This is a genomic window from Roseibium suaedae, from assembly GCF_900142725.1.
In the GTDB taxonomy this organism is placed as follows: domain Bacteria; phylum Pseudomonadota; class Alphaproteobacteria; order Rhizobiales; family Stappiaceae; genus Roseibium; species Roseibium suaedae.
The window spans coordinates 406,654-424,736 of record NZ_FRBW01000002.1 but is presented as its reverse complement, the minus strand read 5'-3'; the positions used below and the strand labels follow the sequence as shown (position 1 = coordinate 424,736).

The 18,083-nt window shown below is 60.2% G+C and carries 19 protein-coding genes and 1 tRNA gene; 10 read left to right on the top strand and 10 right to left on the bottom strand.

The features are described from left to right. Window positions 1-3: 3 nt before the first annotated feature. From BUA94_RS09040 to map, 3 genes are all read right to left on the bottom strand, one after another. Complete coding sequence (locus BUA94_RS09040; protein WP_073012074.1) at window positions 4-2,295, bottom strand: bifunctional diguanylate cyclase/phosphodiesterase; 2,292 nt, start codon at window positions 2,293-2,295, stop codon at window positions 4-6. 159 nt (window positions 2,296-2,454) lie between these two features. Continuing rightward, entirely contained in the window at window positions 2,455-3,165 is a 711-nt protein-coding gene (gene radC, locus BUA94_RS09035; RefSeq protein ID WP_073012071.1) for a RadC family protein, read from the bottom strand. Window positions 3,166-3,272: 107 nt separating this feature from the next. Next, a complete protein-coding gene (gene map, locus BUA94_RS09030) occupies window positions 3,273-4,103 on the bottom strand; it encodes a type I methionyl aminopeptidase (protein ID WP_073013765.1) in 831 nt (276 codons plus the stop codon). 256 nt (window positions 4,104-4,359) lie between these two features. Between map and BUA94_RS09025 the strand changes: the two genes are divergently transcribed. The 4 genes from BUA94_RS09025 (at window position 4,360) to sfsA (ending at window position 7,699) form a co-directional block, all read left to right on the top strand. Then, a tRNA-Leu gene (locus BUA94_RS09025) sits at window positions 4,360-4,444 on the top strand. Between the two features lie 139 nt (window positions 4,445-4,583). After that, complete coding sequence (locus tag BUA94_RS09020; RefSeq protein WP_208980032.1) at window positions 4,584-5,318, top strand: L,D-transpeptidase family protein; 735 nt, start codon at window positions 4,584-4,586, stop codon at window positions 5,316-5,318. Between the two features lie 139 nt (window positions 5,319-5,457). Beyond that, complete coding sequence (locus BUA94_RS09015) at window positions 5,458-6,924, top strand: TrkH family potassium uptake protein (RefSeq protein ID WP_073012068.1); 1,467 nt, start codon at window positions 5,458-5,460, stop codon at window positions 6,922-6,924. Window positions 6,925-6,994: 70 nt separating this feature from the next. Next, complete coding sequence (sfsA, locus tag BUA94_RS09010) at window positions 6,995-7,699, top strand: DNA/RNA nuclease SfsA (RefSeq protein ID WP_073012065.1); 705 nt, start codon at window positions 6,995-6,997, stop codon at window positions 7,697-7,699. 295 nt (window positions 7,700-7,994) lie between these two features. Here sfsA and BUA94_RS09005 read toward each other — a convergent pair whose 3' ends face one another. From BUA94_RS09005 to BUA94_RS08985, 5 genes are all read right to left on the bottom strand, one after another. Further along, window positions 7,995-8,678: a L,D-transpeptidase gene (locus BUA94_RS09005; protein WP_073012062.1), complete on the bottom strand. Its 684-nt coding sequence runs from the start codon at window positions 8,676-8,678 to the stop codon at window positions 7,995-7,997. Window positions 8,679-8,926: 248 nt separating this feature from the next. Further along, window positions 8,927-9,436 (bottom strand): xanthine phosphoribosyltransferase, encoded by a 510-nt coding sequence (gene gpt, locus BUA94_RS09000; RefSeq protein ID WP_073012059.1) that lies wholly within the window; start codon window positions 9,434-9,436, stop codon window positions 8,927-8,929. 52 nt (window positions 9,437-9,488) lie between these two features. Then, window positions 9,489-10,232 carry a competence/damage-inducible protein A gene (locus BUA94_RS08995; RefSeq protein WP_073012055.1) on the bottom strand — a complete coding sequence of 248 codons (744 nt, stop codon included), beginning with the start codon at window positions 10,230-10,232 and terminating at the stop codon, window positions 9,489-9,491. Between the two features lie 93 nt (window positions 10,233-10,325). Then, entirely contained in the window at window positions 10,326-11,546 is a 1,221-nt protein-coding gene (locus tag BUA94_RS08990; protein WP_208980031.1) for an FAD-dependent monooxygenase, read from the bottom strand. Between the two features lie 36 nt (window positions 11,547-11,582). After that, window positions 11,583-11,828 carry a zinc-finger domain-containing protein gene (locus tag BUA94_RS08985; RefSeq protein ID WP_073012052.1) on the bottom strand — a complete coding sequence of 82 codons (246 nt, stop codon included), beginning with the start codon at window positions 11,826-11,828 and terminating at the stop codon, window positions 11,583-11,585. 201 nt (window positions 11,829-12,029) lie between these two features. On the opposite strand from BUA94_RS08985, the gene BUA94_RS08980 reads away from it, so the two are divergent. Together BUA94_RS08980 and BUA94_RS08975 are read left to right on the top strand one after the other, a co-directional pair. Further along, complete coding sequence (locus tag BUA94_RS08980; RefSeq protein ID WP_073012049.1) at window positions 12,030-12,785, top strand: alpha/beta fold hydrolase; 756 nt, start codon at window positions 12,030-12,032, stop codon at window positions 12,783-12,785. Then, window positions 12,785-13,663 carry an alpha/beta fold hydrolase gene (locus BUA94_RS08975; RefSeq protein WP_073012045.1) on the top strand — a complete coding sequence of 293 codons (879 nt, stop codon included), beginning with the start codon at window positions 12,785-12,787 and terminating at the stop codon, window positions 13,661-13,663. Before BUA94_RS08980 ends, BUA94_RS08975 begins: the two co-directional genes overlap by 1 nt. 253 nt (window positions 13,664-13,916) lie before the next feature. Here BUA94_RS08975 and BUA94_RS08970 read toward each other — a convergent pair whose 3' ends face one another. Next, complete coding sequence (locus tag BUA94_RS08970; protein ID WP_175558026.1) at window positions 13,917-14,720, bottom strand: enoyl-CoA hydratase; 804 nt, start codon at window positions 14,718-14,720, stop codon at window positions 13,917-13,919. Between the two features lie 162 nt (window positions 14,721-14,882). On the opposite strand from BUA94_RS08970, the gene cysE reads away from it, so the two are divergent. Together cysE and BUA94_RS08960 are read left to right on the top strand one after the other, a co-directional pair. Next, window positions 14,883-15,734, top strand: coding sequence for a serine O-acetyltransferase (cysE, locus tag BUA94_RS08965; RefSeq protein ID WP_073012042.1), 852 nt, complete (start codon window positions 14,883-14,885; stop codon window positions 15,732-15,734). A 77-nt stretch (window positions 15,735-15,811) separates the two neighbouring features. Continuing rightward, a complete protein-coding gene (locus BUA94_RS08960) occupies window positions 15,812-16,027 on the top strand; it encodes a DUF3126 family protein (protein WP_073012039.1) in 216 nt (71 codons plus the stop codon). A 109-nt stretch (window positions 16,028-16,136) separates the two neighbouring features. Here BUA94_RS08960 and BUA94_RS08955 read toward each other — a convergent pair whose 3' ends face one another. Further along, window positions 16,137-16,859, bottom strand: a complete 723-nt coding sequence (locus BUA94_RS08955) for a hypothetical protein (RefSeq protein ID WP_073012034.1) — start codon at window positions 16,857-16,859, stop codon at window positions 16,137-16,139. 222 nt (window positions 16,860-17,081) lie between these two features. Between BUA94_RS08955 and BUA94_RS08950 the strand changes: the two genes are divergently transcribed. Together BUA94_RS08950 and BUA94_RS08945 are read left to right on the top strand one after the other, a co-directional pair. Then, window positions 17,082-17,405, top strand: coding sequence for a DUF6949 family protein (locus BUA94_RS08950; RefSeq protein WP_073012030.1), 324 nt, complete (start codon window positions 17,082-17,084; stop codon window positions 17,403-17,405). A gap of 26 nt (window positions 17,406-17,431) precedes the next feature. Beyond that, on the top strand, window positions 17,432-17,959 hold the full coding sequence (locus BUA94_RS08945; RefSeq protein ID WP_073012027.1) for a gamma carbonic anhydrase family protein: 528 nt from the start codon (window positions 17,432-17,434) through the stop codon (window positions 17,957-17,959). Window positions 17,960-18,083 lie beyond the last annotated feature (124 nt).

The window sequence follows — 18,083 nt, the reverse complement described above, 5'->3', positions numbered from 1 at the left end:
CTCTCAGGCCTTCGCAATCTTGAGAGTGGGGCGCTGGGCTTCGCTGCCGCATGTCTCGGGCATGTTTGCCGAAAAGCTCATGTCTGCCAGGAATTCTTCCAGAAGGCAGCCTTCCATCGGACGGGCAATGTAGAAACCCTGCATGCGGTGGCAGCCGAGCCCGGTCAGGAAGCTCATCTGCTCGGCGGTTTCCACGCCTTCTGCGACCACGGTCATGCCGAGCGCCTTGCCAAGGCTGATGATCGTCGCAAGGATGGCCTTGGCTCCCTGATCGTCATCCATCGCAGAGAGGAAGTTTCGGTCAATCTTCAAGGTGTCGAAGGGGAATTTCCGCAGGAAGGACAGGCTGGAATAGCCCGCGCCGAAGTCGTCCAGAGCGACCTTCACGCCAAGATCCTTCAGGCGCTTCAGGGCATTGAGGATCGGCTTGTCCTGGCCGGCAAAGACAGATTCCGTAACTTCGATCTCGAGGCGGCTCGGCGGCAGCTTGTGATGATCCAGGGTTTCCAGAATGGTTTCCACGAAACGTGGATGCTTGAACTGGGTCGGAGAGACATTGACCGAGACGACGATATCCGGCCAGCGATGGGCGTTTTTGCATGCCTGATTGAGCACCCAGATGCCCAGATCGTTGATAAGGCCGGTTTCTTCCGCCAACGGAATGAAGGTGACCGGCGAGATCGGGCCGAGTTCCGGATGGTTCCAGCGGGCAAGGGCTTCCACGGCCACGATGGTCTTGCCACTCGTGTCGGTCTGGGGCTGATAGGCAAGGCTCAAACCATCTACATCGATTGCCTTGCGCAATTCGCGTGAGAGCTTGTCCTTTGCCAGAACCTGTTCCTGCATGGAGCTGTCGAAGAAGGACCAGCGGCCCCGGCCGTTGGCCTTGGCATCATAGAGCGCGATATCTGCCTTGCGAAGAAGTTCGCCAGGATCCATCCCGTCCCGCGGGGATACGGCAGCTCCCATGGACAGGCTGACATAGTGCTCCGTGCCCTCCAGGCGGACAGGCCGCACAAGCTGGTCCTGGATCCGGGTCAGGATATGCTCGATCCATTCCTGGCTTGGGCAATCCTGCAGAAGCATGGCGAATTCATCGCCGCTGATACGGGCGATGGCGCCATTGTTGGGAACGACGGACTGAAGCCTTCGGGCAACGGCGCGGATGGCCTCGTCACCTGCCGCATGGCCGAGCGTGTCGTTGATGTCCTTGAAACGGTCCATGTCGATATAGACCACGGCCAGATTGAGGTCCTCTGTCGGACGCTTCACCAGGGCATCACGCAGAAGCTGGCTGAATTGCTCCCGATTGGGCAAACCTGAAAGGGCGTCATGCCGGGAACTGAAGACTGCCTGCGAGCGGCTTTCCGCAAGCTTGCGTGTCGACTGGCGGGTGAAGTCGATCACACCCACGGTCAAGGCCAGGATGGCGAGGGCAAGGAGCAGGAGCACTGGTGTCACACGGCCGAGCATGTCGGTCCCCGGACGATTGGCCTGCCACTTCAGATAGGAAAGGAATTCACCGTTCGGGGCCTTGAGCTCGATGGTTGCCATCAGCAGCGAACTGTCATCCATCTGACTGAGCTGCAGTCCGGAAAGATCCGAAATAGTCGCAAGATGGGAAAGTTCGGTTGGGTCGAGGCGGTCGAAGGAGATAAGCACTGCCGGCGGGGTGCGGACAGCGGTGATGCTGTGCAGTTCCTGGGTGATCGCCGCTGCGCTGAAGAAATAGATTTCGCGGCCGATCTTGAGCAGTCCGGTCTCGGTCTGGTTCTCGCCCTTGGGTCTTTTTGCGCCAGGGGAATACTGGAACAGGCCCGAGGGCGTGCGGATGAAGGAGGAAATATAGCGGGCGCGGGTCTTGGCGACGGCACCACGAAGCTGGTTCATGACATCGGAGGACGCCCAGCCTGAAGACTGGTCCTGCGAGTAGGTGAAGATCTCATCGCCATCGCGATTGAGAATGAGCGTCTTTTCAAAACCATAGCTCTTATTGAGCCAGGCGCCGATGTTCTGCTTCAGCCAGTCACTGTCGACAACGGAAGAGGCGGTCTTGAAGAAGGCGAGATCCCAGACCGACGACCCCGCTTGCTGACGGGACATCTGGTCGAGCTTCAGTTCGATTGCGCCATTGAGAAGCTTGCGCTGGCTGTTGGCCGCGCTTTCGTCGGAAACACGGGATGACCAGATCATCAGGGCGAAGACGCAGGCGACTGCAAAAACGACGACACCAATCATCGGAATGATGATGACGTTTGCAATCTTCCCTCCGGAGTTCTCGCCGCTGAATTTCATCAATATGCCCCCGCTTCTTTCATCGGAGTATTCTCGAAAGCTATTAATGAATGCCGGATTTTCTAGGTTAATTGCCTGTAAGAATAAATGTTTCGAGGAAAAATCTTGCCTGCCCCGGAAGTGGAGATTGCCTAGCTTTGCTGAAGGTGTGGCGCTTGGTCAAAGCAACTGCAGGCCGCGAAAGCTGGTTTGCCCTTGTTTGCCGACTATGATGTGGTCATGCACCTCGACGCCAAGCGGTTTCGCAATCTCTGCGATTTGCCGGGTCATCTGGATATCCGCGCGCGATGGCGTCGGGTCGCCGCTCGGGTGATTGTGAACTAGTATCAGAGCAGTCGCTGAGAGTTCCAGCGCCCGGCGGATTACCTCTCGCGGATAGACCGGAGTGTGGTCGACCGTGCCGGTCTGCTGCACCTCATCGGCGATCAGTCCGTTGCGCTTGTCCAGGAACAGGATGCGGAACTCTTCGACTTCCGAGAAGGCCATCGCCGTGTGGACATAGTCGATCACCTTGGACCAGGAGGAGAGCGTTTCCCGGTCAGGCACTTCCGTGCGGGTGAAGCGGATAGCACTGGCGTGCGTGAGCTTCAGTAGCTCGGCGACCCGGTCACCGACGCCGGGTATTTCCTTCAGGCGGGCAGGGGGAGCGGCGAGTACGCCGGCATAGGTGCCGAAGCGCTTCAGAAGCGCCTTGGCAATCGGCTTGGTGTCCTGGCGGGGCAGGACGAAGAACAGCAAAAGTTCGAGGAGTTCATAATCGGCGAAACCGCCTGGCCCATGATTGGCAAAGCGTTCTCGCAGCCTTTGGCGATGGCCCTTGGCGTCCGGATCAGCAGGCTTCTCGTTGAACCCGCTCCGCATCTCTTCCATGGGCATTCGGCCTCCCGGCCCCGCATGTGCTTACTCACCTGCAGGGCATTCTATCCGCTTTGGTTGAATTTTCCAGAACTTCAACCAAAGCGAAGGGAGGTGTTTGTTCAGCCGATGGTCAGGCCCGGCGTATGCAGGCCGGCCGGGGACAGGGTGAAGATTTCACAGCCGTCTTCGGTGATGCCGATCGAATGCTCATACTGGGCAGACAGGGACCGGTCCCGGGTGACCGCAGTCCAGCCGTCGGAGAGAACCTTCACATGCGGGCGGCCGGTGTTCACCATCGGCTCGATCGTGAAGATCATGCCCGGACGCAGCTCGATGCCTTCACCGGGGCGGCCATAATGCAGGATGTTCGGCGTGTCATGGAACAGCTTGCCGACGCCGTGACCGCAGAAATCGCGAACCACCGAAAACCGGTTCCCTTCCACGAAGGTCTGGATCGCAGCGCCAATGTCGCCGGTCGTGTTGCCGGGCTTCGCAGCCTCGATGCCGATCATCAGGGATTCGTAGGTCACTTCCAGCAGGCGCTCTGCCTTGCGGGCAATTTCGCCCACCGGATACATGCGGCTGGAATCCCCGTGCCAGCCATCGACGATATAGGTGACGTCGATGTTGACGATGTCGCCTTCCCGCAGCGGCTTGTCATTGGGGATGCCGTGGCAGACCACATGGTTGATCGAGGTGCAGCTGGACTTGGTGTAGCCGCGGTAGTTCAACGTTGCCGGAATGCCGCCGCGCTCCGTGCCATAGGCATAGACGAAGTCGTCGATTTCCTGAGTGGTCACGCCCGGCTTGACGATGGCAGCCAGTTCGTCGAGGCAGCCGGCAGTCAGCTGGCAGGCCTTGTGCATGCCAGCGAAATCGTCCTTGGAATAAAGGCGGATCTGGCCGGTGTTCTTCAGCGGTGCGTCTGCGGCGTCGATATAGGTGACCATGGGCTGCTTCATTGCTCTTTTGTCGATGACCCGGCCAGACCTGGCAAAATGCCGGAAGGCCACCGCTGGCGACGGCTCCTGTCTGCAAGTCTCTGCGACAGTGCGGCGCCGGGGTCTGACGTGGGCCAAGTGTTCCTAGTAGGAGTTCAAATATCCTCTTGAGGCCGCGATTGCTAGACCTTGGACAAAAGCCGTGCGCAATCACGTGCAAAGCGCTTGCAGAACCGCATTTCAGCGGCTACCCAAAGGCGGCAAAGCGGGCGTGGCGAAATTGGTAGACGCAAGGGACTTAAAATCCCTCGGCTTCGGTCATGCGGGTTCGAGTCCCGCCGCCCGCACCAAGGTCTCTTGTGTCAGAGGCTCGTGCAAACCGGCTGTACCTTTAAATTTTCTCCACCTTCCAAGCCGTGCTTGCCATATTTCCATGATTTTGGCGTGATGGATTTCTCGCGGTTTGAGAGATTCTAAGGAACGGGACAGATGATGCGCCGGATCCTGCTAGCTGTTTTTATTCTGGCCTGCGCTTTGACTGGCGTGGCTGCCAACTGGATCCCGCCTTATTTTCTGCCCGGAACGGCGGATCTGGCAGGTGTCCGGCAAACGGTCTGGCCCCGGCTGGCGGCGGAGCTGTCCGAGGCCGGTTTTCAGCAGGGGGCTCCGGTCCTGATCCGGATCTTCAAGGAAAGCAGTGAGCTCGAAGTCTGGCTGCGGGACGGAGAAGCCTATCGCAAGTTCAGGACCTATCCGATCTGCACCTACTCCGGTGAACTTGGGCCGAAGCTCAAGGAAGGGGACGGGCAGGCTCCGGAAGGCTTTTATTCCGTGTCTGCCGGTCAGATGAACCCCAACAGCCGGTATCACCTGTCCTTCAATCTCGGCTTTCCCAATGCCTTTGACCGGTCACACAAGCGGACAGGCAGTTTCTTGATGGTGCATGGCAAGTGCATGTCCGTCGGCTGCTATGCCATGACCGACCCGGCGATTGAGGAGATTTACCTGCTGGTCGAGGCAGCTCATGCATCCGGTCAGGCGAAAGTGCCTGTTCATGCCTTTCCCTTCCGGCTGACGGAGGACGCGCTTGCGGAACGCAAGGATCACCCGTGGGCGGACTTCTGGGCAAATCTTGCGGAGGGGGAGCAGATGTTCGCCCAGACCGGCTTGCCGCCAAGCGTGGGCACGCAAGCAAAGCGATATGTCTTTTCGCCCGGCACCTGACATGCAGGCCTATGCAGCCATTTTCGCGCTCATGGCCCTGCCCATTGGCAAAGTGGGGCAAACCGGGTAGGACGTTCGGGAGTGGTCCGGGAGCCGGGGCGGGAGAAAACCGTTCAGGCCGCGGAGCCGGATAGCCATCATGGTGCGGGAACCCAACAGTTTGCTGTCATTGCGCCCTGTCCTCAACGTCCTGGGTTTCCTTTATGTCGGTCTGGCCACGGCCATGCTGATTCCGGCCATTGTGGATGTTGCCGCGAAGAACGCCGACTGGCAGGCTTTTGTCTTCTCTTCTCTGCTGACCGGTCTCGTCGGCATGCTGTTGTCGACAGCTGTCGGTGGCTCGTTGAACATCGGTCTCGACACCCGCCAGACCTTCGTGCTGACCACCCTGTCCTGGGCAACCCTGCCGGCCTTCGGCGCCCTGCCGTTCCTGTGGCTCGGGATCGGCTATGCGGATGCCGTCTTCGAGGCCGTGTCCGGCTTCACCACCACTGGGTCGACTGTTCTGTCCGGGCTCGACGGGTTGCCTCCGGGGCTGCTTGTCTGGCGGTCGATCATGCAGTGGATGGGCGGCGTCGGCATCATCGTCATGGCCATCGTGCTGCTGCCATTCCTCAGGATTGGCGGGATGCAGCTGTTCCAGACGGAAAACTCCGACCGTTCGGAAAAGATCGTCAGCCGTTCGGTTGAGCTGATCCGCCTTCTGGGCCTCACCTATGTGCTGCTGACGGTGACCTGCATCGTCGCCTTTCTGGCGACCGGTCTCGACATGTTCGATGCCTTCAATCACGGCCTGACGACGATTTCGACCGGTGGCTTTTCCACCCATGACATGTCTTTCGGCCATTTCGAAAGCGCCGCCTCGGGCTGGGTCGCGATCCTGTTCATGATCATCGGCGCCTTGCCTTTCGTGCTCATCGTGCAGGCCTTGCGCGGGCAGCCCCTCATTCTCTGGCGCGATCCGCAGGTGCGGGCGCTGCTGGGGTTCCTAGGCGTTGTTTCCCTCGTGCTCACGATCTATCTCGGCATCGAAATGGACATGCCTTTCCACGAGGCACTGTTGAAGGCGACCTTCAACGTCGTTTCCATCGTGACCGGGACCGGCTATGCGCTGGGCGATTACACCCAGTGGGGCGCCCCCGTTATCGGCATTGCCCTGCTGCTGAAATTCGTCGGCGGCTGTACCGGATCGACGACTGGCGGCATCAAGATGTTCCGCTTTCTGGTGTTCTTCGGCACGGTCCGGGCGCATCTGCGCCGGATGGTCCGGCCGAACCGGGTGATGTCCGAGCAATATGGCGGCACGCGCCTGACCACGGAACTCTCCTTCTCGGTTCTCGCCTTCCTCGTGGTCTATCTGGGATCTGTCGGAGCGGTGACGCTGGCACTGTCCTTCTTCGGGCTGGACCTGGTTACGGCCATATCGGCGGCTGCGACATCCATCGGTAACGTTGGCCCGGGTCTCGGCACGATGATCGGCCCGGCCGGGAACTTCTCAGGCCTGCCTGAAGGCGCCAAGTGGCTACTGTCCTTTGCCATGCTGATCGGCCGTCTGGAACTTTTCACGGTGCTGGTTCTGCTCGATCCGGATTTCTGGTCGCGCTAAATCCGGTCTGCCACTGCTGGTGGAATGAAAAGGCCTTGTTTCCTTTTTGTTCTCGCGCTAATCAAGGCGCATGAAGTTCTCAGCTCCCCTCGTCAGCGGCCGCCTGGTCAAGCGGTACAAGCGCTTTCTCGCAGATGTGATCCTTGATGAGGATGGCAGCGAGATCACGGCCCATTGTGCCAATCCGGGCTCCATGCTCGGCCTCAAGCAGCCGGGCTCGCGGGTCTGGCTGTCCCTGTCCGACAATCCCTCCCGCAAGCTCAAATATTCCTGGGAAGTGATGGAGGCCGACGGTGCGCTGGTCGGCATCAACACCGCCCATCCCAACAAGCTGGTGGAAGAGGCGCTGGAGGCGGGCCGCATTCCTGAACTCAGTGGCTATGCGTCGCTCCGGCGGGAAGTGAAATACGGCAAGAATTCCCGTATCGACATTCTGCTGGAGGGGGAGGATGGCGGTTTGACCTATGTGGAGGTCAAGAACGTCCATCTGATGCGCGAAGCGGGGCTGGCGGAGTTTCCCGATTCGGTGACCGCCCGAGGTGCCAAGCATCTTGGAGAACTGTCGGAGATGGTGGCGCAGGGCCATCGGGCCGTGATGGTGTTTCTCGTGCAGCGCCCGGACTGTTCCCGCCTGTCGCTGGCGGCGGATATCGATCCGGCCTATGCGGCGGCTTTCTCGGCTGCAAAGGAGGCTGGTGTCGAAGTCTATGCCATCGGCTGCAGTGTTACGCTCGATGGCATTGAGGCGGTCCTGCCTGTCAACCTTGATGTCTGAAGGACAGCTTTCTGTTCGGAAACAAAAAAGGCGGTGCGTCTGGCGCCCCGCCTGAGGATGATGACAAACCTATCAGTTGGTCATCCCGGACGCAGCGAAGCGGAGATCCGGGACCGGTGAGCCGAGGCGCATCGGTCGTTAGCTGATTGAAACCGTAACTCTTCTGGCTCACCGGTCCCGGCTCGCGCTCCGCTTGGCCGGGATGACGATCGGGAGATTTATACCTTTGTCGGCAGTCTGTGGCGGTGCGTCTGGCGCACCGCCTTTTCTTTTGCCCGGTGAGGGGAAATCAGTCTCAGGACTGGCGGACGACGACACGCGTGCCGTTGGGGACGCGGTTGTAAAGGTCGATCACATCCTGATTGAGCAGGCGGACACAGCCGGACGAGACGGCCTTGCCGATGGACCAGAATTCATTGGTGCCATGCAGGCGGTAAAGTGTGTCGCGGTTGCCTTCAAAGATGTAGAGCGCACGGGCGCCAAGCGGGTTCTCCAGGCTCGGACCCATGCCCTTGTTGCGATAGGGTTCGAGTTCCGGCTGACGGTCGATCATTTCGGACGGCGGGGTCCACACCGGCCATTCCTTCTTGTAGGCAATGCGTGCGGTACCGCCCCAGGTGAAACCATCGCGGCCGATGCCGACGCCGTAGCGCATGGCCTTGCCGCCTTCCATGGTCAGGTACAGGAAGCGGTTGGGCGTATCGACGATGATTGTGCCGGTGGGCTCGTTCGAGGCGAAGTCCACGACCTGGCGGTAATAGACCGGATTGATCTTGCTGAGATCAACGGCAGGCAGCGGGAACTGCTCTTCCGGCATGGCGCGGTACATGTAGAGATATTCCGGATCGATGCGCCGTCCGACCGAAGTCGGAGCCTCCACTGGAAGGGGCCGACCGGTGCCCATGCAGCCGGCAAGCAGGGAAGCGGACGCCGAGACGAGAAAGGCGCGGCGGGTAACGGGCGGAACGGATACGGACATCAATGGGGCCTTGGTGCTTTTTGACGGTTGGATCGGGAGGAGGGATCCAAGTCTTAAACGTAAAAGGGTGAAAGAAGTTCCTTCATGAGCCTCTGGGTATCATCCAAAATGAGCCCAGATCGTGGCAGAGGAGGTCCGGGTGTGTCTTCTCACACGCATGTGATGCCAAAAAGCAACAAGCCCGCCAGAGGGCTGGCGGGCTTGAATGACATCAAAGGGAAATCCCTTTGAAAGCTGTGCCTTGAGGCTTAGCCACGGGTGTCCTTTGCCAGCGGCGGCTGGAACTGCAGGCCCATGTCCCAGGGGAAGTAGATCCAGGTGTCCTGGGACACTTCCGTGATGAACGTGTCGACCAGCGGGCAGCCCATCGGCTTGGCGTAAACCGTCGCAAAATGCGCCTTCGGCAGCATTTCGCGGACAACGCGGGCGGTCTTGCCGGTGTCGACCAGATCGTCGATCACAAGCACGCCGCTGCCCTGGCCTTCTTCCAGATCGACGACCTTCGGGTCGACCGGCTTGATGACCTGCAGCTCGCCCTGGTTTTCATAGTCGTGATAGGAGGCAATGCAGACCGTCTCGATGGTGCGGATGCCGAGTTCACGGGCAATGATGGCTGCCGGGACAAGGCCGCCACGGGTGATGGCAACGATGGCTTTCCATTCGCCCTGACCGGACAGGCGCCATGCGAGGGCGCGGGCATCGCGGTGGAGCATGTCCCAGGAAACCGGGAAGGCTTTGTCTTGTGCTGGGTTTTCCATTGGTCTTAAATCCTGTCTCAATATCCGCCTTTCCGGCGGGAAAAGGGGTAGGTCAGGCCAGCGCTTGGCGCACGGCCTCTTCAACTGTGCTCGTTGCCCGCTCCAGGCTGTCCTCGTTCCGGCAGCGGATGACCACCTGGGTGGTGAAGCGGCCGTCCGTGGTACGGGGATAGGAACCGATCAGCGTTTCCGGAAAGGCCTGCTGGATCTCTGCCAGCCGCTCAGCCAGGCGGCTCTCGGGCAGATCCGCATCCACGGTCCGCGACAGCATCTTTGCGCCCGTCTTCAGGGTCGGGGCGATGGAATCGACCATGGCCTGCATGATGGAGGGAACGCCCGCCATCACATGCACATTGCCGATCCGGAAACCGGGAGCCTTGGAGACCGGATTCTCGATCAGGTCCGCGCCATCCGGAATGCGGGCCATACGCAGGCGGGCAGGGGTGAGCTGTCCGGGAGGATAATGCGCTTCGAGAATGGCACGGGCACGGGGGTCCACGTCAATGGAGACACCGAAGGCAGCGGCAATGCTGTCTGCGGTGATGTCGTCATGGGTGGGGCCGATACCGCCGGACGTGAAGATGTAGGTGTAACGCGCCCGCAGCTCGTTGACGGCCTCCACGATCCTTTCCCGGATATCCGGGACGATGCGGACTTCGCAAAGGTCGATGCCGATGGCGGTCAGATAGTCGGCCAGGAAGCCGATATTCTTGTCCTTCGTCCGTCCGGACAGGATCTCGTCGCCAATGACAAGGAAACCTGCGGTTACCTCGTTCTGTGCGTCGCCTTCCGCCATAGCTGATCTCCCGGGAGCTGATTGGAGGATGGCTTTAGCGTAAGCTGGGCCTGCACTCAAGAATGCCTGCGCGTTTTGCTGGAAATCAGAGCCTCAAGCGGGGGGCTTCCAGCCATAGATCCAGTCCATCCGGCTGCTGAGCCGGGCAGGCGGAGCCAGCCGCATGACGGTATCGCGGGCAAACGCCATCGGTCCGGAGAGGTGATAGATCTTGCCGTTGCTGACGGCGGTCTGCTGCACCTTTACGACCCGGTCCTTGCGCTTTGCCTCATAGGTCTTGAGCGCTGCAACGGGACTGTCCGTGCCTGGCTTCAGGCAGCTGGCGAGCACGGCAGCATCTTCTATCGCCATGCCGGCTCCCTGCGCTGCAAAGGGAAGCATGCCATGCGCGGCATCGCCCAGGAGCGCGAGGCGGCCATGGGTCCAGGGGCCCGAGCCATCCACACCGCACAGAGCCCACTTCAGCCAGGTATCCGGCACCGACAGGAGAGCCTTCACTTCAGGTGCCCAGCGGCCAAAGTGCTGCAGGAAGCTGGCCCTGTCGACGCTTCCCGACCAGGTCTTCTCTGTCCAGTCTTCCTCGATCAGCGCAACGATGTTGAAGTCCTTGCTGCCGTGGACCGGGTAATGGACCAGATGGGCATCATTGCCCAGCCACAGACCTGTATCGGTCAGGAGGTCATCGGGCACACGGGACGAGGAAACGGTGGCCCGGTAGGCGGTGCGGCCGCTGAACCTGGCTTCGCTGTGTCCAGGGATCATTCCGCGCAGGGCTGACCAGACGCCGTCTGCGCCAATGACTGCGAAGGCATCAATGTTGGTGCTGCCGGAGGTCGTCTCGAACCGGACACGGACGGGAGCATCCGGTTCGTCCTCGAGGCCTGCGACCTTGTGGCCGAAGCGGAATTCGATTTCCGGATGCTTGTTGGCCGTGTCGAACAGGGCCCGCTGCAGGTCGGCCCGGTGGACGACCAGATAGGGGGCGCCGAAGCGCTTGCGCAGGCTGGAACCCAGCGGAAGCCGTGTGATGTCCTCGCCGGAGCGGGCGGAGCGGATGCGGACGGCTTCCGGTTCGAAGCCCGCGCCATGGATGGCATCCAGAGCCCCGATCTGTTCCAGCACATGGCAGGCATTGGGGGAAAGCTGCAGGCCTGCGCCAACTTCGGCAAGCTCGGGGCTGCGCTCTGCAACGATGACCTTGTGGCCAACCCTTGCCAGCGCAAGAGCTGCCGTCAGGCCGCCGATGCCGGCGCCAGCAACCAGAACCGGCCCGGTGCTCCGGGCAGGTTCTGTCATCGTCTTGGACGGACCCATGGGTCAGTCATCCACTTCCGTAAATCGTGAGAAGGATCAGGCCGCTGCAGGAACGAAGGTGCAATCGGCCGGGGAGGCTTCCTGCGGCTTCAGGGACGAATCGAACTTGTAGAGCGTCGAGCAATAGGGACACACGATCTCGTGTTCATTGCCCATGTCCAGGAAGATGTGCGGATGATCGAAAGGGGGCTTTGCGCCGATGCACATGAATTCATGCGCACCGATTGCGATCGAGTCATGGCCGCTGGTGTTCTGGAAGTGCGGGATGAAGTGATCCGCCATCGGTTCAATCCAATACGTCAAAGGGTTTCGTTGGCCGGAACATACTCATTTGAATTCGGCTTGGGTAGAGGAAAGGACATTTCCTTCCCCATCCTGTCCCGTTTACTGGACGAATGAGGCGCGAGAAGGGCTTTTCCCCTGCCTGCATTCGCCATAAGCTGGAAGGAGTACATTTACCGTTTACGTCAAAGTAAGGTCAAAATGCCGAAGTTTCAAAAGGATGGAATCGAGATCTCCTATCTGGACGAGGGGGAAGGCGATCCGATCCTCCTCATTCACGGGTTTGCGTCCAATGGCACGATCAACTGGGTCTATCCGGGCTGGGTCGATCTTCTGGTGAAGGACGGCCGCCGGGTGATCGCGCTGGACAATCGTGGTCACGGCGAGAGTACCAAGTTCTATGATTCCGATTCCTACGGTGCGCCGGTGATGGCCGAAGATGCGCGGCGTCTTCTCGATCATCTGGGCATCGAGGCCGCTGACGTGATGGGTTATTCCATGGGCGCGCGGATTTCAGCCTTCCTGACGCTCAATCATCCTGACCGGGTCAAGCGGGTGATCTTCGGTGGTCTCGGCATCGGCATGATCACCGGCGTGGGTGATCCGGAGCCAATTGCCCGGGGGCTGGAAGCAGAGACCATTCAGGATGTTTCCGATCGCACGGGCCGTGCCTTCCGTGCCTTTGCCGAACAGACCAAGTCGGATCGCCGGGCGCTGGCCGCCTGCATCCGGTCTTCCCGTCAGAAGATCTCCGAAGCAGACGTTGGCCGGATCACCCGTCCGGTTCTGGTCGCTGTCGGGACCAAGGATGACATTGCTGGTTCGCCGCAGAAGCTGGCTGACCTGATGCAGAACGCACGCGTGCTGGACATTCCGAACCGTGACCACATGGTCGCCGTCGGGGACAAGGTCTACAAGCAGGGTGTTCTCGAATTCCTCAACGGAGAGATGGACTGATGTCAGCGCTCGTCACCTTTGAAGGCAGGGAGGGCAATCGTCTGGTTGCCGACCGTTTCGGCGAGAGCGGGCAGCCGGTTCTCCTGCTTCATGGTGGCGGGCAGACACGCCATTCCTGGGCGGCGGCAGCGCAGCGCATCGCTGCTCTCGGTCACGTTGTCTACTGCATGGATCAGCGCGGCCACGGGGAGAGTGAATGGGTTGTCTCCGGTCATTACGGCTTTGAGGATTTTGCCGGAGATCTGGTTGCGGTGAGCGGGCAGATCCTGGCGGAGACCGGCGCCCGGCCCGTCGTGGTCGGAGCGTCGCTCGGCGGTCTGGCGTCGATGCTGGCTGAGGGCGAGATCCAGCGCGGGTGTCTTGCCGCGCTCGTGCTGGTCGACGTGACGCCCCGGATGGATCACGGCGGGGTCGGCAAGGTGATCGGATTCATGAGCGACCGGATCGAGGCGGGCTTTGGCACGGTCGAAGAGGCGGCCGATGCGATTGCGGCCTATCTGCCGAACCGCAAGCGCCCAACCGATCTCTCGGGCCTGTCAAAGAACCTGCGGCTCGGAGAGGATGGACGCTACCGCTGGCATTGGGATCCAAAGTTCATTCTAGCCGAGCGCTCTCCGGGCGGGGCCAAGGCGGCCTTGGTCGAGGAACGGATGGTGGCTGCGGCAAGCAATCTGCAGGTGCCCGTTCTGCTGGTGCGGGGGCGGAATTCCGAGCTGGTTTCGGAAAGTCATGCCCGTGAATTTCAGGAGCTCGTTCCACACGCCTTGTTTACGGATATTCAAGGAGCAGGACATATGGTTGCAGGTGACCGCAATGATGTCTTTGCCGGAGCGGTGGAAGGCTTCCTGCTGGGGCTCAAGACGTCGGAGTGGGTTTGAAGCTGTAAAAGCTGGAATCATTCCAGCGGCTTGAATCCGTTTGTTCAGGTTCTGAATCTGATTCAAGTTCTTCAGGTTTCGATTCTGCTTTAACTGGTTAGGCTGGCCCAGTTTTGGTGAGGCCGACTCACGGAAACTCTCTCTTTTGAAGTGATGATTCAAGTTTGGCTCAGGTGAGAAAGCTGAGTCTGCCCAGAAGCTTCGCGTCTTTTGTGAAGAGGTTGAATCGGGGAGTTGAAGTGGGTGTGCCGGGTCATTTCCCCGTGAAGCTGGGTTGGCGCTTTTCCAGAAAGGCGGAACGCCCTTCCGCAAAGTCGGAACTGGTGAAACAGGCGTCCGCCGCCGCCATCGCTTTTTCCAGGTCCCCGGCTGCGCCACTGGAAAGCGCGTTGATCGTCAGCTTGGCGGCTTTCAATGTCATCGGCGCATTGGCACTGATCGTGTCTGCCAGAGCCCGGCAACGATCTTCCAGCTCCTCCGCGCTGACCAGTTCGTCGATCACATGAGCCGCCAGGGCTTCCTCTGCCGTCAGGCGGCTGGCGGTGAAAAGAAGGCGCTTGGCAGTTGCTGGCCCCACCGCCTCGACGATGTCGGCCATGGCCTCCACCGGATAGGCAAGCCCGAGCCGGGCGGCTGGGATGGCAAAGACGCTTCCCTGTGCTGCGATCCGCATGTCGCAGGCAAAGGCGAGGCCGAGACCACCGCCCATGCAATGTCCCCGGATCATGGCCAGGGTCGGCTTGGGAGCGGTTTTCAGAGCCTTGAAGGCAGCGACATTGATCTGGTCATAGGCGCGGGCAGCTTCGGCCGTGGCGCGGGTCGCCTCGAACTCGGAAATGTCTGCTCCGGAGATGAAGGCGCTGTCGCCCGCGCCGCGCAGGATGATCATCCGCACATCCGGATGACTACTGAGGTCCGCAACCTGTTCCGGAAGTTGTGTCCACATCGCCAGGCTCAGGGCATTGCGTTTGGCCTCATTGTCGACTACCAGCCAGCCAACAGTTCCCTCGACCTTGGTCCTGATTGTTCCGGTCCTGAGTTCCGGGGAAGGTTTCACGATTGCGGCTCCTGATCTGTCTCGTGACCCGTCCAAATGCCGGGCGGTTTCGCGATCAGGTAACCAGTCCGTCAGCGCCGGTGCAAGATTGTCTTTGGAATTGCCCGGAACGATCCTATCTTATGCGTCCATAAGCAGGACGGCTTGAAAAGGAGACAAGCCATGTCGAATCCAAGTCCACGCCAGAATGCGGCGTCTCTCGCGCTGCATGATCCGGTCTGGCGTCAGCTTCGTGAAGAAGCCAAGGCCATGGTCGCTGCCGAGCCGGCTCTGTCTTCCTTTGTCTATGAGACCGTTCTCAATCACGAGAAGCTGGAAGAAGCTGTCGTCCACCGCCTGGGTGACCGTCTGGGCCGGGACATCGTTTCGGCGTCTCTGATCCGTCAGACCTATCTGGAGGCTCTCGCCTCGGAGCCGGTGCTGGCCGAGATCTTCCGGGTGGACATGGTTGCCGTCTTTGACCGCGACCCTGCCTGCAACCGTCTTCTGGAGCCGGTGCTCTATTTCAAGGGCTTCCATGCGCTTCAGACCCATCGCCTTGCCAACTGGCTCTGGCGTCAGGGCCGTCACGACTTCGCCCTTTATCTGCAGAGCCGATCCTCTGAGGTCTTCCAGGTGGACATCCACCCGGCAGTTCCGGTCGGCCGCGGCATCTTCATCGATCATGGTACCGGCCTGGTCGTTGGCGGAACTGCGCAGATCGGCGATGATGTCTCCATCCTCCAGGGCGTGACCCTGGGCGGGACGGGCAAGGAAAGCGGCGACCGTCATCCGAAGATCCGTCACGGCGTTCTCATTGGCGCCGGGGCCAAGATCCTTGGCAATCTGGAGATCGGCAACTGCTCGCGCATTGCAGCCGGTTCCGTCGTTCTGAAGGATGTGCCGCCGAATTCAACCGTTGCCGGTGTGCCGGCGAAGGTTGTGGGGCGGGCGGGCTGCTCTGAACCCGCGCGCAGCATGAACCAGCTCCTGGCCGCCGATGCGGTTGCAGAACAGGAACACGGGGAAAGCTGACACCCGGCAGTTGGCAAGCCTGCCGATTGCTGTAGGGTCCGCGCGAATTCACCACTGAACAGATCTGGAGAAGCCACGTGAAGGCTGAAGAAATCAAGAAGCTGGAAGCTTACCTGCAGAAGAAGTTTTCCCTGACCACGCTGAAGCTCAAGGCGCGTCCGCGCAAGGATGATTCCGCCGAGGTCTATATTGGGGAAGAGTTCATCGGCGTGATCTTCCGCGATGACGAGGACGAGGATCTGAGCTGGAACTTCCAGATGGCCATCCTCGAGATGGATCTCGAAGAAGCTTGATCGTCTGACCGGTCCGCCTGGCGGATCTGGTTACAAAAAACCCGGCACGCCTCCGCGAGCCGGGTTTTTTATTGTCTGGAATGGCCGCTCAGGAAAGAGAAGGTGGTTCTCAGGCGGCCATGTCCTTGATCAGAGCAAGGACCTTGCGGTCGAGCCGGCCCCAGTTGGCCAGAAGCCCGCGCTCGAACCGGTACCGGACAACGAGCCCATCCGTCCGCAGCTCTCTTTCGCATACGGCGGGCTGTCCTTTCGGGGTGCGGCAGCGGGCAATGTAGTCAGATGCCTCTCCCGGTTCGAACATCACCTGGTCCAGCATCAGGGCAACCGGGGAGGAGAGGGTCAGGACCTTGAGACCGGCCGGTCCCTTTGTTTCCTGTCCGCGGGCCAGCCGGCGGTACACGGGCTCAAGCTGGTCGCGCATGGTTTCCTGTCCGGTTTCAGCCAGGATATCGATCTCGATAAGATTGGATCCTTTGCGGAAGCCATCGAATTGCCGCCGGTCTGCCGGGGCGGCTCCCGTCATCGACGGCCAGAGGGTGCTCAGCTCAAGCTTGTCCATCCGGCTGCCGCCGGTTGCCTGGGTGAGTGTCTGGGTCAGACGTTGGGCGGGCGTGCGCATCAGGTTGCCTTCGACCAGCAGCTCAACGTTCCCCACCTGCATGTGCAGGCCGGTCAGGTCCGGCGTCCAATACATGTCGCCGCGCCAGGCTCCGCTCCACCGGGCAGCCAGCACGCCGATATAGAGCACCGTCAGCAGAGCGATTGCGCCGGTCAGAATCGTGAAATGGATCGGCTTCATGCCGCTGGACCGGGGCAGCTCCAGCGGGATCATCTTGCAACACCGGAAACTGGCGCTGACCTAAAACGGCGCACCTTTTCCCGAAGCCAGGACAGGCCTGTGCCAGTTCGGGACCCGAGGTGTTTCACCGTGTTGCGCATTGGTCAGGGTTTCTGCCAGGTTAATGCCATTTGTCAGAACGGCACAGCTATTGCTTTTGACCCTCTTAAAGGGCCAGATTCAGGCTCAAATGGTTAACAAGAGGTTAATAGTTCGATGTCTGATCTCTTCCTGGCGTTGTATATCGGGTGCGCAGGCTTTGTGGCTGCGGGAGTGATTGGCAGTGCTTATCAGTTTTTGACCAATCAGCCGCCCCGATTCAATCTCGCAGTGGAAGGGGTTGCAGGAATCGTTGGATATACTGGTTTTTGCTTCTTTGCAGGCCCGTTTATCATCATGCGCAACGCCATTCGGGGCCGCCGGATAGAGAATCGCCCGTTCGGCTGGTTCGTCGCGTCATCCACCATTGCCGGGATGTGGAGCCTTGGAACGGGCTTGCTGCTGATTCAGCTCGTTCTTATTGTCATGGGCAGATACTGACTGTCTGAAATCCAACAGGAGGAACCATGACACTTTACCAGCTCGACGGCGTAGAGCCCGATCTTCCGGATGAGAGCCGTTACTGGATCGCACCGACTGCCTGTGTCATCGGCAAGGTGAAACTGGATGAGGATGCCAGTGTCTGGTTCGGGGCAGTGCTGCGCGGCGACAACGAACTGATCCACGTGGGCGAGCGCTCCAATGTGCAGGAAGGCTGCGTGTTGCACACGGACATGGGTTTTCCGCTGACCATCGGTGCGGATTGCACTATCGGCCACAAGGCCATTCTGCATGGCTGCACTGTCGGTGAGAACTCGCTGATCGGGATGGGAGCAACCGTCCTTAACGGCGCGGTCATCGGCCGGAATTGCATCGTTGGGGCCAATGCGCTGATTGGCGAGGGCAAGGTCATCCCGGACAATTCGCTTGTCGTGGGCATGCCCGGCAAGGTGATCCGGCAGCTTGATGAAGTTACGGAAAAGGGGCTTCGGGAATCTGCCGCGAACTACGTGCGGAACTGGAAGCGTTTCAAGGCCGGCCTGAAGGCGGTCTGAGTTTTCCCTGATACGGCCATTTCACCCCACAATGGGGAGGGTGAAAAGGACGGGAGCCGGCCTGCGGGGGCGGGCCGGCTCCCTGGACCCGGTCGTGGTAGGGATGGGGAGGGTGGGGACGCGA

Excerpts from the sequence above, each read along its gene's own strand:
- gpt (WP_073012059.1), bottom strand. The coding sequence starts at position 9,436 with ATGGAAAACCCAGCACAAGACAAAGCCTTCCCGGTTTCCTGGGACATG.
- cysE (WP_073012042.1), top strand. The coding sequence starts at position 14,883 with ATGTCGAATCCAAGTCCACGCCAGAATGCGGCGTCTCTCGCGCTGCAT.
- radC (WP_073012071.1), bottom strand. The coding sequence starts at position 3,165 with ATGGAAGAGATGCGGAGCGGGTTCAACGAGAAGCCTGCTGATCCGGAC.
- BUA94_RS08995 (WP_073012055.1), bottom strand. The coding sequence starts at position 10,232 with ATGGCGGAAGGCGACGCACAGAACGAGGTAACCGCAGGTTTCCTTGTC.
- BUA94_RS08980 (WP_073012049.1), top strand. The coding sequence starts at position 12,030 with ATGCCGAAGTTTCAAAAGGATGGAATCGAGATCTCCTATCTGGACGAG.
- BUA94_RS08975 (WP_073012045.1), top strand. The coding sequence starts at position 12,785 with ATGTCAGCGCTCGTCACCTTTGAAGGCAGGGAGGGCAATCGTCTGGTT.
- BUA94_RS09005 (WP_073012062.1), bottom strand. The coding sequence starts at position 8,678 with ATGTCCGTATCCGTTCCGCCCGTTACCCGCCGCGCCTTTCTCGTCTCG.
- sfsA (WP_073012065.1), top strand. The coding sequence starts at position 6,995 with ATGAAGTTCTCAGCTCCCCTCGTCAGCGGCCGCCTGGTCAAGCGGTAC.
- BUA94_RS08955 (WP_073012034.1), bottom strand. The coding sequence starts at position 16,859 with ATGATCCCGCTGGAGCTGCCCCGGTCCAGCGGCATGAAGCCGATCCAT.
- BUA94_RS09040 (WP_073012074.1), bottom strand. The coding sequence starts at position 2,295 with ATGAAATTCAGCGGCGAGAACTCCGGAGGGAAGATTGCAAACGTCATC.
- BUA94_RS08945 (WP_073012027.1), top strand. The coding sequence starts at position 17,432 with ATGACACTTTACCAGCTCGACGGCGTAGAGCCCGATCTTCCGGATGAG.
- BUA94_RS08950 (WP_073012030.1), top strand. The coding sequence starts at position 17,082 with ATGTCTGATCTCTTCCTGGCGTTGTATATCGGGTGCGCAGGCTTTGTG.
- BUA94_RS09015 (WP_073012068.1), top strand. The coding sequence starts at position 5,458 with ATGGTGCGGGAACCCAACAGTTTGCTGTCATTGCGCCCTGTCCTCAAC.
- BUA94_RS08990 (WP_208980031.1), bottom strand. The coding sequence starts at position 11,546 with ATGGGTCCGTCCAAGACGATGACAGAACCTGCCCGGAGCACCGGGCCG.
- BUA94_RS08985 (WP_073012052.1), bottom strand. The coding sequence starts at position 11,828 with ATGGCGGATCACTTCATCCCGCACTTCCAGAACACCAGCGGCCATGAC.
- map (WP_073013765.1), bottom strand. The coding sequence starts at position 4,103 with ATGGTCACCTATATCGACGCCGCAGACGCACCGCTGAAGAACACCGGC.
- BUA94_RS09020 (WP_208980032.1), top strand. The coding sequence starts at position 4,584 with ATGATGCGCCGGATCCTGCTAGCTGTTTTTATTCTGGCCTGCGCTTTG.